Origin of the sequence: Saccharothrix sp. NRRL B-16314 (assembly GCF_000716595.1) — a bacterium.
GTDB lineage: Bacteria > Actinomycetota > Actinomycetes > Mycobacteriales > Pseudonocardiaceae > Actinosynnema.
The window spans coordinates 64,994-81,915 of sequence record NZ_JNXC01000030.1 but is presented as its reverse complement, the minus strand read 5'-3'; the positions used below and the strand labels follow the sequence as shown (position 1 = coordinate 81,915).

Below are 16,922 nucleotides of genomic sequence, written 5' to 3'. Positions count from 1 at the left end.
GTCAGCCCTTCGCCAGGATCGACGACAACTCGCGTGCGATGTACCCGACCAGCTCGGCGGGGGTCGCGTAGTCGAACGCCACCGTCGGCGGCATCCTCATGCCGGTGAGCGCGGTGAGCCCGTTGCGGAACTCGATCGCGCTCAGCGAGTCGAATCCCATGTCCTCGAAGCGGCCGTCGAGGTCGACGTCCTGCGCGCCGGCGTGGCCGAGCACCGCCGCCAGCTCTTCCAGCACGACCTCCTGCACCCGTTGGTGCCGCTGCTCGGGGTCCAAGCCGGCCAGCTCGGCCAGCAGGTCGTCCTGCGGCACGGGGTCCGCGGCCTTTCGTGGTCCGCGCAGCAAGGTGAGCAGGCCGGTGCGGTCACTCGTCTCCCGCAACCGCGCGAGGTCCAGGTCGGCGGCGACGAGGTGAGCGGCCCCGTCGGCCACCGCCCGGTCGAACCGCGCCAGCGCGTGGCGTCGCGGCATCGGGCGCACACCCCAGCGCCGCAGCCGGGACACGGACTCCGCGTCAAGTCCGTCCGCCATGCCGCCGTCCCACAGCCCCCACGCGAGCGACTGGGCGGGCAGGCCGGCCGCTCTGCGGTGGCAGGCGAGCCCGTCGAGGAACGCGTTGGCCGCCGCGTAGTTCGCCTGACCCGGCGAGCCGATGAGCGCGGCGAGGGACGAGCACAGGACGAAGAAGCCGACGTCACCGGCCAGTTCGTGCAGGTGCCACGCACCGTCCACCTTGGCCCGCAGCACGGTGTCCAGGCGATCGGCAGTCAGCGCGTCGAAGGTGACGTCGTCCAGCACACCGGCCGCGTGCACCACACCGCTGAGTGGTCCGGTCTTCTCCAACAGCGCGGCCACGGCAGCGCGATCGGCGAGGTCGCACGAAATCCACTCGACCGCGATGCCGAGGTCGGCGAACCCGTCGAGCACGTGTCGGCGCGGCTCGCGGCTCACCAGCACCAGCCGGGAGGCGCCGGACAGCTCGGCGACGCGGCGGGCCAGCGCGGCGCCGACAGTGCCGGTTCCGCCGGTGACGAGCACGGTCCCACCGGTCTTGGCCGGAGGGGGTGAGTCCGACCGGCCGGCGGGCACCAGCCGTGCCGTGTGGCACCGTCCGCCCCGGATCGCGACCTGGTCCTCGTCACCGCGGGCCAGGGCGCCCAGCACGGCGGTCGCGGGCTGTTCGTCCACGTCGACCAGGACGAGGCTGCCGGGGTGCTCGTTCTGCGCCGACCGCAGCAGTCCCCACACCGCCGCGGTCACCGGGTTCACCTGCTCGTCCGTCACCTGCACGGCGGCGCGGGTCAGCACGACCAGCCTGGCCGTGCCGCCGCGGTTGTCCGTCAACCAGGCCCGCACGTCCCGCACCACGTCGTGCAGGGCGATCCGCAGCACGCTCAGGTCGCCGTCCCACTCGTCCTCGCACTTGAGCACGTCGAAGTCACCGGCGGCGTCCCCTTCAGGCAGGTCGAACGGACTCCAGTCGAGCCGGTGCAGCGTGTCGTCGTGGGGGCGGAGCTGGTCGGGGGCGACGCCGCGCAGCGTGACCGCCCGCACCCGGGCGACCAGCCTGCCCGCCGGGTCGTCCAGCGCGATCGTGACGCGATGGCCGGCGGCACGGGTCGCACGCACGCGCAGTCGGGTCGCGCCGGTCGAGCACACCTCGACGTGCTCCCAGGCGAACGGCAGCAGCACCTGCTCGTCATCCGCGGTGAGGCCGAGCAGCGCGGTGGCCTGGAGCGCCGCGTCCAGCAGTGCGGGGTGGACGGCGAACCCGGCCGCGGTCGACCGGGCCTGCTCCGGCAGGACGACGTCGGCGAAGACCTCGTCCGCGCGGCGCCACGCGGCGGTGAGCCCCTGGAACACCGGTCCGTAGCGGTAGCCGAGCTCGCGCGACCGCTCGTAGAACGCGGCGAGGTCGACGGGTTCCGCGTCGGGCGGCCACGGTGAGCGGTCGTGTTCGGGCGAGGTGCCCGCGGCGGGACCGACCACGCCACGCGCGTGACACGTCCACGCACCCCGGTCCGCCTCCGGCCGCGAGTGGATCGACACCGAACGCTCGTCCTCGCCGTCTGCTCCATCCGGCCCGAGCACCACCTGCACGTGCACGCCGCCGCGTTCGGGCAGCACGAGCGGCGCCTGGAGCACCAGTTCACGCACCACCGGGCACCCGGCCCGGCCAGCGGCGGCCAGGGCGAGTTCGACCAGGGCCGCACCCGGCAGCAGGACCACGTCGCCGATGGCGTGCCCGGCCAGCCACTCGTGCGCGTCCAGCCCGATCCGCCCGGTGCACACCACTTCGCCCGAACCGGCCTGGTCGACCACGGCGCCCAGGAACGGGTGCTCGGCCGCGTGCGCGCCGAAGCTGCCCGCGTCCCCGCCCGCCGGCAGCGGGTCGAGCCAGTAGCGCTTGCGGGTGAAGGCGTAGGTCGGCAGGTCCACGACCGGCCGCCGTCCGATCAACGCGCGCCAGTCCACCGCGCCGCCGCCTGCGAACACGGCGCCGAGCCCGTCGACCAGCGAGGCCACCTCGTCCTTGCCGCCACGCTGCAACGCGATCGCCGCGGGCGGTCCGATCAGCGCGGACAGCCCGCTGCCCGGCCCCACTTCCACGAACCGCGCAGCGGGATCGTCCGCGAGCACCGTCGCCACGGCGTCGCCGAACCGCACCGCTTCCCGCACGTGGCGCACCCAGTAGTCGGCGGTGCCGTAGCCGTCTCCGGCCACCTGCCCGTCCACGTTCGACACCAGAGGGATGCGTGGAGCGCCGGCGGTCACCCCGGCCGCCACCGCCCTGAACTCCGCCAGCACCGGCTCCATCAACACCGAGTGGAATGCGTGGCTGACGGCCAACCGCTTGGACCGCACCCCGAGCCGTTCCACGACGGCGAGCACTTCGGCCTCGTCGCCGGACAGCACCGCGGACTCCGGCCCGTTCACCGCCGCGAGCCCCACCCGTGCGGTCAGCAGGGGCGTGACCTCGTCCTCGGACGCGCGGACCGCCACCATCGCACCGCCGGGTGGCAACGCCGCCATCAGCCGGGCGCGTGCCAGCACGAGCGTCACCGCGTCCGTCAACGACAGCACTCCGGCCACGTGCGCCGCCGTGATCTCGCCCAGCGAATGGCCCAACACCACGTCCGGCGTCACGCCCAGCGACTCCAGCAACGCGACCAGGGCCACCTCGACCGCGAACAGGCCTGGTTGCGCGAACGACGTCATGTCCAGCGCGTCGGCGTCGGCACCCCACAGAACGTCCTTCAGCGGCAGTCCACCGGCGGCCTCCACGGCGTCGAACTTCTCCGCGAACACCGGGAACGCCTCGTACAGCGCACGCCCCATGCCCAACCGCTGCGCGCCCTGGCCGGGGAACGCGAACACCACCCGGCCACCGGGCGCCGCCTTCCGCTGTCCCACCGCGTCCAACCGCGTGAGGAATTCTTCGACGGTGCCGCCCACGAGCACTTCCCGGTGCTCGAACGCGGTCCGCCCGGCCAGTGCGGCGGCCACGTCGGCCGTATCCACCTCCGGCCGCCCGACCACGAACTCCTTCAGCCTGCGCGCCTGCCGCACCAAAGCCTCCTGGCTGCGCGCGGACAGCACCCACGGCACCACGGCCGGGCGCTCCCGCACGTCGGCCCCGTCCCCGTCGTCGAACTGCGCCTCCTCCAGGATCAGGTGCGCGTTCGTGCCGCTGAACCCGAACGACGACACGCCCGCACGCCTCGGACGACCGTCACGCGGCCAGTCCCGGTTCTCCCGCAACAGCTCCACCGCACCGGACGACCAGTCGACGTGCCCGCTCGGCGTGTCGACGTGCAGCGTCGCGGGCAGCACGCCGTGCCGCATCGCCTGCACCATCTTGATCACACCCGCCACACCGGCCGCGGCCTGCGTGTGCCCGATGTTCGACTTCACCGACCCCAGCCACAACGGCGCCACGCGATCCTGCCCGTAGACCGACTGCAGCGCCTGCGCCTCGATCGGATCGCCCAGCGGCGTGCCGGTGCCGTGCGCCTCCACCGCGTCCACATCGGACGGTCGCAGTCCCGCACCGACCAGCGCGCGCCGGATCACCCTGCGCTGCGCCGGACCACTCGGCGCGGTCAACCCGTTCGTCGCGCCGTCCTGGTTGACCGCCGACCCCCGGATCACCGCCAACACCCGGTGACCGAGACGACGGGCGTCCGACAACCGCTCCAGCACCACCACACCGACGCCCTCGGCGGGACCGAACCCGTCGGCGCGGTCGGAGAAGGCCTTGCACCGACCGTCCGGCGCCAGCCCGCGCAACTGCGAGAAGTCCAGGAACATCACGGGCGAACCCATGACCGTCACACCACCGGCGAGCGCCAGCCCGCATTCACCGCCGCGCAGCCCCTGCACGGCCAAGTGCAGCGCCACCAGCGACGACGAGCACGCCGTGTCCACCGAGACGGCAGGCCCTCCCAGGCCGAGCGCGTACGCCGCCCGGCCCGCCACCACGCTGATCGAGTTGCCCTCGGTCATGTTGCCCCACAGACCGGGCGGCACCGCCGCGCTCAGCCGCGCGCCGTAGTCCGCGCCCGCCACCCCGACGTAAGTTCCGGTCTCCGACCCCTTCAGCGACCGGGGGTCGAAACCCGCGTTCTCCAGGGCCTCCCAGGACACTTCGAGCAACATCCGCTGCTGCGGGTCCATCGCCGCCGCCTCACGCGGGCTGATCCCGAAGAACCCCGCGTCGAAGTCCGCCGAGTCGTAGACGAAACCGCCGTCGCGCACGTAGGACTTGCCCTCGACGCCGATCGCGGGGTCGTACAGGTCCGCGACGTTCCAGCCGCGGTCGTCCGGCCACGCCGAGATCACGTCCCTGCCCTGCGCCACCACGTCCCACAGGCTGTCGGGCGAGGTGACACCGCCCGGGTAGCGGCAGCCCATGCCCACGATGGCGATCGGCTCGGCCCGCTGCCCCTCCACCTCGGCCAGCCGCGCGCGCAGCGACTGGTTCTCCACCACCGAGCTGCGCAGCGCCGAAACCAGGCGTTCCTCGGTCGTTGTCATGCGGCCGTCCTCCCCCTTCCCAGCGGTCCGCGCTCTACGCGACCAGTGACTTCTCGTTCTTCACGGCTTTCCAGTCGACCCCGGTCGGGTCGAACGCGGCGTACTCGCGCTCGAACTTCTCGAACACCGGGTGCTTGACGGGGTCGAACGCCACCCCCAGCGGCTTGGGGTAGTTGTTGAACATGAAGCGGTCGATGAACAGGTGCGTCGGGATGCCCAGCAGCGCCCACTGCCAGCCGAAGACGGCGACGTAGCCGATCATGACGAGACCCTGCGTCACGAAGCTGTGCAGGAAGTTGTAGACGTGGTAGTACGCCTTGGCGATCTGGCCGTCCCGGCTGCGCTTGTACGCCCAGAGCGCGGGCACGGTGCCGATGAGGTCGATGTAGGCGAACAGCAGGACGGCCTGGAGCACGTCCAGCTCGGACCAGTGGCTGATCATCAACCACATGCAGACGACGAACCCGAGCGCGTACTCGGCCCGCGCGTGCAGCACGGTCGAGCGGGTCCAGAAGTGGTTCAGGGTATCCATGGTCTCCCGATCTAGGCGAGGACGACACCGTCGAAGAGCTTGCCGATGATCCGGCTCATCGCCTGGCGCAGCACGCGGATCGCCACCGGCTCGATGATCGCCTCCAGGCTGGGCACCCCGAAGTCGAAGTGGGCGGTGAAGGTGAGCAGCACGTCACCGTCGCGAGTGGACACCACCCAGTCGCCCTCGAACACGTCGAAGTCGCCGGAGACCTGCTCGAACCTGATCGTGCACTTCTCGTCGTCGAAGTAGTCCCGCTCGGACCAGCGCAGCAGGCCGTTGCGGAAGAAGATCTCCCAGTGGGTGATGGCCTCGCCGGGCTCGTCCACCGCCTCGGTGACGACGGACTTCACCTGCTCCGGCGCGTACTTCACGTAGACGTCCGAGTCCTTCAGCCGTTCGTAGACGTCGGCGGCCTGCCAGTCGGGCACGACGGCCTCGACGGTGACGGTCTGCATGGTGCCCTCCGGTCAGTACGAGCCGAGTGAGTCGAACCCGCGGCGCACGGCTCGTTCGATGGTCCTGATCTCGGACTCCTCGATGACCGCCGGCGGGGTGAGCCGGATGACCGTCGGGTTGTTGTTGGAGTGGTTGGCCATCACGCCGTGCTCGATCAGGGCCAGCACCATCTCGCCCGCGTAGCCGCCGTCGGAGAACTCGATGCCGAGCAGCAGGCCCGCGCCGCGGACTTCCTCCACCACACCGGCCGGAGCAGACGCCGCGGCCTCCCGGAAGCTCGCCAGCAGCCTGCGGCCGATGCGATCGGCGGCACCGACGATGTCGTCCTTGCGGATCACGTCGATCGTGGCCAGCGCGGCGGCCGTGGCCACCGGGGAGCCGCCGAACGTGGACTGGTGCAGCAGCGGGTCCTTCTCGAACGGCGCGTAGGCCTCGTTGGTCGCCAGCACGGCCGCGATCGGGATCACCCCACCGGACAGCGTCTTGCCGACCAGCATCACGTCGGGCGCGACGTCCTGGCCGCTGATCCCCCACATCCGCCCCACCCGGCCCATGCCGGTGAGGATCTCGTCCACGATGAGGAAGCAGTCGCGTTCGGCGCAGATGCGCGACACCGCGGCCAGGTAGCCGGGATCGGGGATGACCACCCCTCCCTCGCCCTGCACCGGCTCCACGATGAAGCACGACGGTGGAGCGCCCGCTAGCGCACGGTCGAGCGCCTCGGCGTCACCGAACGGAACCTCGGCCACGTCGGGCATCAACGGCCGGAACGGCTCCTGGTAGACCGGGCGCGCGCTCACGCTCAGCGCGCCGAGCGTCCGGCCGTGGTAGCCGCCGACGGTGGTGACGATGCGCCGGTACCCGTTGACCCTGGCCAGTTTGAGCGCCGTCTCGACCGCCTCCGCACCGGACCCGGCGAAGTAGACCTTCTCCAGGCCGTCCGGCGCGATGTCCACCAGCGCCTCCGCGGCGCGCGGGCTGACGGTGTCGATGAACAGCCGGGCCGACACCGGGTGCCGCCGCACCTGTTCCACGACCGCCGCGACCACGTCCGGGTGGGTCGCGCCGAGCAGGAACACGCCGTACCCGGCGCAGTTCACGAACTCCTTGCCGTCCTCGGTGACGAGCAGCGCCCCGTGCGACTCGCGTTCGACGTGCCCGCCGAGCATCCGCGACATCGCGGCGAGCCTGCTGCCCAGGTTCTTCGCGTAGACCGAGCGGATCTGCTCCTGGTGGTCGATCGTGTCGTTGTGCATGTCCCCCACCTACCTGATCGACATCTCGTTGCCGAGCAAGGACTTCTCCAGCTCCTCGACCACCGACAGGCGGGAGGGCGGGTGGAACGCCAGCGCGTGCACCGCGGAGGCCAGGTAGCTCACCATCGGGTTGGTGATGTACTGCATGCCGCCCAGCGACTCGACGGTCATCTCGACGGAGCGGCGGATCGCGCCCTGCGCCGCGTACCGCGCCATCAGGGCCTGCGGCAGCGACTCCGGCGCCGTGGCCGTCTCGTCCACGACGGTCGCGACGCGTTCGAGGGCCATCGTCGCGACCTCCAGCTCGGAGGCGGCGGCGACCCGGCGTTCGGCGGCGCCCCGGCCCGTCACCAGCAACCGCTCGACCAGCGCGCTCGCCATGCCGAGGTAGGCGGCGGAGATCAGCAGCGTGAACCAGATCAGGCCCTTGGCCTCCAGCGCGTCCAGCGACGCCGTCGCGCTCTCCTCCGGTTTCATCACCAGTTCGTCCGGCACCTCGACGTCGGTGAGGACCACCTCGTCGCTCTCCGCCCCGCGCAGCACGGGAGCCGCCCAGAACGGCTTGGTCGTGATGCCGTCCATCGTCGCGGGGATGACGATCACGCCGATGCCGATCCGCTCGTCACCGTCCACCAGTGCGACGCTGGCCGACATCAGGTCCATCGACTTGGACAGGCTGCACGGCTTCTTGGTCCCGTTGACGATCCAGCCCGTGCCCTTCTTCCGGGCCGTCATCGTCGGAGTCAGGAAACCCTGGCCGGACAGGCCTTCCGCGAACGCGGAGGAGATCAGCAGGCGGTCGTTCGCGATCGCGTCGAGGATCATCCACTCGAAGCCGTCGAAGTTCTCCTCGACCGCCACGAGGGCCGCGACCGAGAAGTTGTGCATGGTCGTCGCGACGGACAACGACGGGGCGAGCGCTCCCAGCGCCCGGACGCAGTGCACGGCCTCCAGCGCTGTCGCCCCGGGCCCGCCGTGCTTCTCCGGCACCAGCAGGCCCGGACCCCCACTGGCGCGGAAGCTCGCGATCCCGCGCGTGCTGTCGCTCTCCAGCTCCTCCGGCCCGATCTCCACCAGGTCGGCGGCCAGGCCGGGCAGCTTGGCGTCCAGCGTGGCCAGGTACTTCTCCGTGAAGTTCATCCACACATCCCGTCTGTTTCGGGGCAGCGCTCCTCGCCGGACCGCTCGGGTCCGGGATCGCGGAGGGCTGGGCTACGAGACCGGGTTACAAGACCGGGTCAGAGAGCAGTGACGCTGGAGAACACCGCGGATCTCGGTTCGACCGCGGTGGCGATGCTGATCGCCTGGAGGTGGCTGGTGCGCAGCACGGGGTAGTGCGCCTCGCCGAACGGGCCGCCGGTGAGGCCGGTCCCGCCGTGCGTCGGCAGCCCGGCGACCTGCCCGATGTGGCTGTCGTTGACCTTGAGGATGCCGCCGTTGCCGAGTCTGCGGCACACGGTGTCGATGACGTGCTCGTCGCGGCTCCACACGGAGTTGCGCAGTCCGTACCGGTTGCGGTTCAAGAACTCCACGCAGTCCAGCAGCAACCGGTGATCGCCGGCGTCGCCCGGGTCGACCACGACGATCGGCAGCAGCGGGAAGAACGTCTCGCGCCGCACGGCGTCCAGGTCCGCGGCGGCGGCGAGGCCGTCGACTCGCAGCAGGGTCGGTTCGATGAACGGGCCCATCTCGTCGGGGCTGCCGTCGACCTCCAGCCGCCGCCCGCCGTGCACCAGTTCCGCGCCCGCTTCGAGCGCGTCCTTCAGCACGACGTCGTAGTCACCCTGCTTCAGCACCGGGGACAGCAACGAGTCGGCGTCCTCGGGATAGCCGGGACGGACCGCGCCCACCGCGTCGACCAGGCCTCGCAACAACGCGGGCGCGACGTCGGCGTGGACGATGGCGTACTTCGGCACCATGCAGATTTGCGACGAGCCGTAAAAACATTCGGTCAACGCCGTGACCGCGTGTTCCACCTCCGCATCGCGCCACACCAGCACACCGTCGTTGCCCGCCAACTCCAGAATTGCTTTCTTACCGCGCGCATGCCATTGGTGACCGATCGCGACACCGCGTTCGGATTCACCGAAGAACATCAGGTCGTCAACGTCATCGCTGTGCAGCCACTGGTCGAGCACTTCGGTCGGCGAAGCGCAGACGACGTTCAGGATGCCGGCCGGGGCGCCCATTTCGGCCAGTACCGGCCACACCATCTCGCGCCAGAACCACGCCGTTCCGAACGGGGCGCTGCGCGGCGCTTTGATGACCACCGAATTGCCTGCCAGGAGGGCGCCCATGGCCAGCAGGGAATTCGCCGTCGCCGCGTTGTGCGGCGGGTGGACGGCCACCACGCCGTCCGCCTTGCGCACGAGCCTGGTCTCCCGCTGCCCGACCCGGCCGATCTCGCAGAGCTGCCGGCGGACGCGGTCCAGGTTCTCCTCCGAGGTCATCTCCAGCGCGCTGGCGACCTCCCAGACCGCCAGCCTCCGCGGATGCCCTTCGGCGATCAACACGTCTGTGAACTGGGCAGTGTGGGCGCGGACCCGCTCGCCGACCGCTCGGGCGAACGCGATGCGCTCGTCGATGCCCGCCGCACCCCAGTCGGGTTGGGCCCGCCGGGCCGCCGCCGCGGCGGCGGCCACCTGCCCGGTCGTGCTGAGGCCGACCCTGCCCGCCACCCTGGGGTCGTCCGTGTCCCGGAGCAGACCCCGGTCCAGATTCCGCTTGAGCTTCAGAACGTTGATCTCATCGCGCAACAACGCACCCGCGCGGACAACGTACAGCCATTTCTCGTGATCTGCGTCGTGTCCATCAATAAGTGATGGAAAACTTAACACCACACCCCCCGGTGATCGAACCTGCACCAACCGAAAAATCGGCTCCCCAACAGCGGAATTCAGGCGCCGGTGGCCACACGCACCGACGAAGCCGGAACTCCCTACTCAGTAAACGAGCAACACGCGAGAAGGTTACGGTCCGATGAGAACAGGTTCCACATCTTTCGGCCGACACGCTCGACCGCTGATTTGTTACCCCCTGGTTCAATTGTCAGCGATCATATGGACGGCCGCATCCGGCTGTCAACCGTGGACCATTCGGCTCCACCTGGAAACACACAATCGGACGAAGCCCGTGACGCAGCGCGTACGAGGCGGGTGAACCGGGGGCGCAACGCCGCCTACCGCGACCGCGCCGTCACACCGCGATCAGGGAGCCGGGACGGCCGCGGCTTCGGGGGTCCGAGCGACGAAACCCTTGCCCGAGAGGCCGAACAGCGTCGCCATCGACGGCACCACCAGGGCGCGCACCACGAACGTGTCCAGCAGGAGCCCCGTGCCGATCGTGAAACCCGCCTGTGCCAACGTCACCACGTCGGAGCTCATCATCGCGAAGAAGCTCGCCGCGAAGATGACGCCCGCCGAGGTGATCACGCCGCCGGTGAGTACGACCGCCTGGCGGATGCCCGCTCTGTCGGCGTTCGGCGCCAGCTCCCGGATGCGTGTCATCAACAGGATGTTGTAGTCCGCACCGGCCGCGACTAGCACGACGAACGTGATCAGCGGCACCGTCCACTCGAGATCGACGCCGACGAGTTCCTGCCACACCAGCACGCTCGCGCCCATGGCCGCCGCGTAGGAGAGCACCACGGACAGCAGGACGTAGAGCGGGGCGAGGAAGCTGCGCATGAGCAGCACCAGGATCAGCAGGACGCACAGCAGCGCGATCGACGCGACGAGCGCGAAGTCCTTCTTGATCAGCCGGTCGGCGTCGGCGTTGACCGCGGCCGGGCCGGCGGCGAGCACTTCGCTGTTCTCCATGGACGTGCCGCGCAACGCGGTTCGCACGGCGTCCTTGACGGCGTCGACCCGTGCGATGGCCTCCGCGCCGAACGGGTCGGTGCCGTCCAGCACCACCAGCCGCGCGGTCCGGCCGTCCGCCGAGAGGTAGTAGTTGCGCGCCAGCGCGAGCCGGGGGTCGTCGATGGCGCCGGCGGGCAGGTAGAAGCCGCCCACGGACGTGTCAGCCGCGTCCTTGCTCGCGTTCAGCAGGAAAGCGGCGGCCCGGTCGAGCCCTTCGACGAACTGCTGCGCGGTCTGCCCGGCCTGCTTCGAGCCGTCGCTGACCTGGTTGGCTCCGTCGGCGACCTTGTCCAGCCCGTCGACGAGCCCGCCGAGCCCTTCCTTGAGCCGCTGCTGGGCGGAGGTGAGCTGGTCGACGCCCGCGTGCGCGGTGCCGATGCCCTCCTGGATCTGCCGCAGGCCGTTCGCCAGGTCGGTGTTGCCCTTCGCCAGCGCGTCCGCGCCTTCCGCCGCCCTCAGCAGGCCCGGCAGGAGCTGGTCGCGCTGGGCGCGGTAGATCTCGTCGATTCCTTGCCGCACCTTCGCGCACACGGGGTCGAGCCCGCAGAGCAGGTCCCCGGCGAGGGCTTCGGAGGCGAGCCGCAACCCGTCTACCGCGACCGAGGTCTGGGTGTGGGCCAGCCGCAGCGCGGCGGCGAGTTCCTGGGCGCCGGACACCAGCGCGGTCGCGCCGTCGTACCCGCGCGCCGCGCCCGTCTCCAGTTCGGCGAGCCCCTTACCGCCGTCCTGCAGGCCGGTGATGATCGTGTCGATGCCGCTCAAGCCGTCACGCGCGCCGTCGGCCAGCCGGTCCGCGCCCTCCGCGACCTGCTTCGCACCGCCGGACAGCACGTCGGCGTCCTTCTTGGTCTGCTCGACCTTGGTGCCCGCGTCGGACAGCTCCTGCCCGACCTGCCCGACCTGGTTGCCGAGCGAGGCCACGTCGAGCGGCGTGCCGAACGGCCTGGTCACGCCGCGCACCGTCGCGACGCCGGGCACCTTCGCCGCACCGGCCGCCGCGTGCTCCAGCGCCGCGAGGTCACCCGGGTTGCGCAGGTCGTGGTCCGCGGCGATGACCAGGTAGCCCGGCACCACCTCGTTCGACGGGAAGTGCTCGGCCAGGATGCGGTAGCCGACGTTGCTCTCGGTCGTCTCGGGCTGCATGGCGCGCTCGTCGAAGTTCGTGCGCTGCAACGGGTAGAACGCGGCCATGGCACCGAGCAGCACCAGTCCCAGCACCAGCACCGCACCGGGACGGCGCTCGACCGCCTTGCCGATGACCGGCCAGAACCGGCCGGAGCGCCCGCGCGGCGGTTCCGCCCACCCGAAGCGGGCGGCGATGCCGAGCAGCGCCGGGGTCAGCGTCAACGCCGTGACCAGCGTGACCACGACGCTGGTCGCGATGGCGGGGCCGGTGGTGCTGAAGACGCCCAGCTCGGCGAACCCCATGCAGGCGCACGCGGCGGCGACGGTGGCGGCGGAGGCGACGATGACGTGCTTCACCTTCGCCGCGGCGGTGCGCACGGCCTCCTGCGGCTCCACCCCGTCACGCCGCAACTCGTGGTACCGGCTGATCAGGAACACGCCGTAGTCGGTGCCCGCGCCGAGCACCACCGCGGTGAGGAACGACGCGGTCACCGTCGACACGCTGAACAGGTGCTCCCCGAGGAACGCCGTGACACCGCGTGCGACCGCCAACGCCACGCCGATCGTCGACAGGGCGATCATCACGGTGACCGGCGACCGGTAGATGCCGAACAGGATGATCGCGATGAGCACGACCGTGAGCACGGTGATCGGGAGGATGCTCTCCTCGACGGAGACGAACAGGTCGCTGATCGTCGCGGTGGCGCCGGTGACGCTGACGAGCAGGTCAGCGGGTCTGCCCTCGTCGGCCGTCGCACGCAGGAAGGCGATGTCGGACGCCGCCTCGGCCGAGCCGGCACCGCCGTGCAGGCCGACCGGCACGTACCAGGCCTTGCCGTCCTCGGCGGCCAGCGCCGACTTCAGCTCCGGCAGGCTGAGGAAGTCCTGCACGCCGGCGACGTGATCGCGGTCGGCGCGCAGCTTGCCGACCAGGTCGCGGTAGTAGTCCTGGTCGGCCTGGGTCAGGCCCTTCTCGTTGACCAGCACCACGAACGCGACCGCTTTGGCGTTCGCGTTCCCGAAGGCCTTGTCCATCGCGACCAACGCCTGCGAGGACGGTGCCGACTCGGGCACCACGGGCACCGAGCTACCGGCGATCACCGTCTCCAGCTGCGGCACGGCGAGGTTGATCCCGGCCGCGATCCCGATCCACACGAGCAGGGACAGGAGTCGGAACCGGAAACCGTCCTTCGCCCCACTCGCCACTGCCCCGTCCCCCCGGATCGGTCGTCACGCGATTGCGACGGACGATACACAGCCGGTGAGCGTCGATCAAAGGGCCAGGTGACGCCCGTGGGCCGAGACCTGTTCCGGCGCAAGGGTTTTCGCGCGCGAAGTCGGGTCCACGAGCGAAAGGGCGGATGACCGGTGTGGACGAGACGGCCGGCGCTCATCCCGCCGGCGAGATGCCGCGAGCGCGGGAGCCGTGCTCCCGCGGCTTCCGCGGTGGGGCGGTGACTTTCGTGGTGGGGCGGCGGATGTACGCCACCGCCCCACCACGCCCCCATCCCCCAGCACTCCCGGCGGCAGGCGACCTTGCTCCCCCTGCTCACCGCCGGCAGGTACTGCCGGCCCGGACGCGCTCGGCGTCAAGTAAACTCGACAGTACGCTTCGATCGTAGGGTTCCCTGGCAAGGGTGTCAACTATCCTCATTGCCAGCGTGGTCGTTGTCCAACATACTTGACGCCTGTGGCGGTGGGAGGGTGGACCCTTGTCTGATACCGACAGTGCGGGGGGCTCGGCGTTCGCCGACAAGTTGAGACTGCTGTTCAACAGCGTCCGCCGCCCCGACGGCAAGCCGTACGGCAAGGCGGAGGTCGCCGACGCGATGGGTGTGTCGCGGTCGTACGTGTACCTGCTCCTGGCTGGCCAGTGCGAGCCCGGCTACTCTCTGGTCGTCAAGCTGGCGAGATTTTTCGAGGTGGACCTGGAGTACTTCGCGGACTCCCCCCGGGCCATGGAGCTGACCCGGCAGTACGAACTGCTGGCGAAACTGGGTGAGCAGCAGGTCCACCGCCTGGCGACCCGGGCGAGCGAGCTGTCCCCCGAGCGCCTGCGGAGCGTGCTGGAGTTCATGGACTTCCAGGCCAGGCAAGGAGAAGACGACACATGACGCACGCCCAGTCCGGGACTGTGCCCGTCGACGGCGGCTCGCTGCACTACGAGGTCCGGGGTTCCGGCTGGAACGTCCTGGTGGTCCAGGGTGGCATCGGTGACGCCGACGCCACCGGCCAGCTGGTGGACCAGCTCGTCGACGAGGGTGCGCGCGTGATCACCTACGACCGGCGCGGACTGGGCCGCTCCACCGTCGACGACACGGCCGCCACCACGATCGGCGTCCACGCCGCCGACGCCGCCGAGCTGCTGCGGAGCACCGCCGGGCAGCCGGCCGTCGTGGTGGGTGCCAGCATCGGCGCGGTGATCGCCCTCCGGCTGGCCGTCGACCACCCGGAGCTGGTGTCGGCGGTGATCGCCCACGAGCCGCCCCTGCCGGACGTGGTGCGCGAACCCGACCGCGAACGCGAACTCGACCACGTCGCCCAGCTCGCCCGCGACGACGCACGCGCGGCGATCCGCCACATGGCCGGCCTCGCGGGGAAACAGCCCGAACTCGAACCCGGCGCCAAGCCCGCACGGCCCGGCGGTGACATCAACGCCGCGCTGAAGCGGTTCTTCGCCCACGACTTCCCCGCGGTGCGCACCAGCGGCGTCAGCGCCGACCTGCTCCGGCCGGTCGTCCCGGCGGTCCCCATCACCCTGACCGGCGGCACCGGCGGCAGCGAACGCTGGGAGTACCGCTGCGCCCGCGAGCTCGCACGGGACCTCGGCGTGCCGTTCGTGGGCATCGACGGCGGCCACGAAGCACCCGCGACCCACCCGCGCGGCACCGCGGCGGCGATCAGCCGCCTCGCCGGCGTCCGGGGGTGACCGGGTGAGAGCCGACAAGTCCGGCCGTCGGCACTGGCGCGGCGAGGCGCACCTGCGCCGGGGCGTGAAGCAGTTGCTGCGCGAGCTCGACATCGGCGCCCCGCTGGACGTGCGCCTGCTGTGCCGGCGGCTGTCCGAGCACCGGAAGCGGGCGATCAACCTCGTCGCCTACCCGCTGCCGACCCCTGGCGCCTTCGGGCTGTGGATCGGCACGCACACCGAGGACTACGTGCTCTACCAGCGCGACACGACGCCCGCGCACCAGGAGCACATCATCCTGCACGAACTCGGCCACATCATCAGCGAGCACGGTGGTGACGAGGACGACGACGACCTGTGGGCGCAGATCTTCCCCGACATCCCCACCGACATCGTGCTGCGGGCGCTGCGCCGTGAGGGCTACAGTGCCGTCGCCGAGCGGGAGGCGGAGATGGTGGCCACCGTGATCAAGGAGTGGGCCGTCCTGCTCGAAGGGCTCGGCGCCGGGGGCCGGTCGACCACCGGCGCGGGCAGACTCGTCAGCGGCGCGTTCGACGACCACCAGGGATGGCTGTAGCGGTGATAGTGCTGGGGATCATGTGGTGCGCGGCGGCGATGGCGGCGGTCTGGAAGGGATCGCAGCTGATCAGGGTCCCCCGGGACCGCGGCCTGCAGATCGTCACCACGTGCACGGTCCTGGTGCTCCTCGCGCTCACCGCCCAGCTCGCGGTCGCCTTGGCGGGCAACCACTTCCCCCGGCAGACGCCGGTGCTGGTCGAGTTCATCCTGCTCAACTTCTTCTTCGTGCTGCTGCTGAGCTTGCTGCGCACCACCGGCTCCCGGTTCGACATCTCCCGCGCCCCGTTCTTCACCGACCTCGGTCTCGCGGTCGCGACCAGCGCCGTCCTGGTCATCACCTTCGCGACCACCGAGCCGTCGAGCTCGGGCGCCAACTACGGGGACTACACGGAGGCGTCCGGTCCGGCCGGGGTGCTCGTCTTCCACCTGGTCGGCAACCTGTTCATGGCCTACGCCACCGCGCGCGGCGCCCACCTCTCGTGGACGGTGGCGCAGCACGCGCTCGCCCACACCCGCAAGGGGCTGCGGGTCGCCGCAGTCGGGCTGGCCATCGCGTGCCTCGGCGACCACGTCCCCCGGGTGATCGCCATGACCGGCCGGCTCACCACCGGCGACCCCGTCCTGCCCGCCACCGCGACCTGGACCTCTCCCCTGCTCGCGACGGGCGTGGCCGTGTTCTTCCTCGGCGTCGGCTACCCCGGCGCCCGCACCGGGATCGTCAAGGTCCGCCTGTGGGTGCAGGCCAAGAGCCGGTACCACGAACTCCGGCCGCTGTGGGAGATCCTGTACCGGGAGTTCCCCACCATCGCCCTGTTCCCCGAGCGCAGCCCGGGTCGCGACTGGTTCACCGTCCGCCGCATGCGGATGCGCTACTACCGGCGGGTCATCGAGTGCCGTGACGGGCTGGTCTGCCTCAGCCCGTACATGTCGACCGCGGCGCTGCCCACGCACACCCCGGCCGAGCAGGCCGCACTGGTCCGGGCGGCCATCGAGCGCCGCGCCGACGCCACCGATCCCACCGTTCCCACGGTCATCGCCCCGCCCCTGGAAGCCGGCATGGAGAGCGACACCCAGGCGATCATCGCCCTCTCCCGCGCGCTCTGAGCGGCCCGCGAGCGGCCAGGAAGCCGCCTGGCCCCGGCTTTCGTGGGCCGAATGCGCGGGTCGG

Annotated in this window: 10 protein-coding genes and 1 pseudogene; 4 read left to right on the top strand and 7 right to left on the bottom strand. The window is 71.0% G+C overall.

What is annotated here, in order from left to right; genetic code table 11:
• Position 1: 1 nt before the first annotated feature.
• From OQ02_RS31485 to OQ02_RS31455, 7 genes and pseudogenes are all read right to left on the bottom strand, one after another.
• Positions 2-5,026 (bottom strand): annotated as a pseudogene (locus OQ02_RS31485) (type I polyketide synthase); the annotation flags it as partial.
• 43 nt (positions 5,027-5,069) lie between these two features.
• Positions 5,070-5,567, bottom strand: coding sequence for a hypothetical protein (locus tag OQ02_RS31480; RefSeq protein WP_051773026.1), 498 nt, complete (start codon positions 5,565-5,567; stop codon positions 5,070-5,072).
• A gap of 11 nt (positions 5,568-5,578) precedes the next feature.
• Positions 5,579-6,025, bottom strand: coding sequence for a type II toxin-antitoxin system RatA family toxin (locus OQ02_RS31475; RefSeq protein WP_033442263.1), 447 nt, complete (start codon positions 6,023-6,025; stop codon positions 5,579-5,581).
• A 12-nt stretch (positions 6,026-6,037) separates the two neighbouring features.
• Positions 6,038-7,282, bottom strand: a complete 1,245-nt coding sequence (locus OQ02_RS31470) for an aspartate aminotransferase family protein (protein ID WP_033442313.1) — start codon at positions 7,280-7,282, stop codon at positions 6,038-6,040.
• 9 nt (positions 7,283-7,291) lie between these two features.
• Positions 7,292-8,422, bottom strand: coding sequence for an acyl-CoA dehydrogenase family protein (locus OQ02_RS31465; protein ID WP_033442312.1), 1,131 nt, complete (start codon positions 8,420-8,422; stop codon positions 7,292-7,294).
• Positions 8,423-8,520: 98 nt separating this feature from the next.
• Positions 8,521-10,038, bottom strand: coding sequence for an aldehyde dehydrogenase family protein (locus tag OQ02_RS31460; RefSeq protein WP_197043583.1), 1,518 nt, complete (start codon positions 10,036-10,038; stop codon positions 8,521-8,523).
• Positions 10,039-10,488: 450 nt separating this feature from the next.
• Positions 10,489-13,473 carry an MMPL family transporter gene (locus OQ02_RS31455; protein ID WP_063747190.1) on the bottom strand — a complete coding sequence of 995 codons (2,985 nt, stop codon included), beginning with the start codon at positions 13,471-13,473 and terminating at the stop codon, positions 10,489-10,491.
• Positions 13,474-13,979: 506 nt separating this feature from the next.
• Here OQ02_RS31455 and OQ02_RS31450 point away from each other — a divergent pair.
• From OQ02_RS31450 to OQ02_RS31435, 4 genes are read left to right on the top strand one after another with little or no spacing between them, the layout of a single operon-like run.
• Entirely contained in the window at positions 13,980-14,381 is a 402-nt protein-coding gene (locus tag OQ02_RS31450; protein WP_033442261.1) for a helix-turn-helix domain-containing protein, read from the top strand.
• Positions 14,378-15,196, top strand: a complete 819-nt coding sequence (locus tag OQ02_RS31445) for an alpha/beta fold hydrolase (RefSeq protein WP_033442260.1) — start codon at positions 14,378-14,380, stop codon at positions 15,194-15,196. The genes OQ02_RS31450 and OQ02_RS31445 overlap by 4 nt, the downstream gene beginning before the upstream one ends.
• A 4-nt stretch (positions 15,197-15,200) precedes the next feature.
• On the top strand, positions 15,201-15,752 hold the full coding sequence (locus tag OQ02_RS31440; protein WP_081916071.1) for a hypothetical protein: 552 nt from the start codon (positions 15,201-15,203) through the stop codon (positions 15,750-15,752).
• Positions 15,743-16,858, top strand: coding sequence for an MAB_1171c family putative transporter (locus OQ02_RS31435; protein ID WP_033442309.1), 1,116 nt, complete (start codon positions 15,743-15,745; stop codon positions 16,856-16,858). The genes OQ02_RS31440 and OQ02_RS31435 overlap by 10 nt, the downstream gene beginning before the upstream one ends.
• Positions 16,859-16,922 lie beyond the last annotated feature (64 nt).

Excerpts from the sequence above, each read along its gene's own strand:
- OQ02_RS31480 (WP_051773026.1), bottom strand. The coding sequence starts at position 5,567 with ATGGATACCCTGAACCACTTCTGGACCCGCTCGACCGTGCTGCACGCG.
- OQ02_RS31475 (WP_033442263.1), bottom strand. The coding sequence starts at position 6,025 with ATGCAGACCGTCACCGTCGAGGCCGTCGTGCCCGACTGGCAGGCCGCC.
- OQ02_RS31470 (WP_033442313.1), bottom strand. The coding sequence starts at position 7,282 with ATGCACAACGACACGATCGACCACCAGGAGCAGATCCGCTCGGTCTAC.
- OQ02_RS31465 (WP_033442312.1), bottom strand. The coding sequence starts at position 8,422 with ATGAACTTCACGGAGAAGTACCTGGCCACGCTGGACGCCAAGCTGCCC.
- OQ02_RS31445 (WP_033442260.1), top strand. The coding sequence starts at position 14,378 with ATGACGCACGCCCAGTCCGGGACTGTGCCCGTCGACGGCGGCTCGCTG.
- OQ02_RS31435 (WP_033442309.1), top strand. The coding sequence starts at position 15,743 with ATGGCTGTAGCGGTGATAGTGCTGGGGATCATGTGGTGCGCGGCGGCG.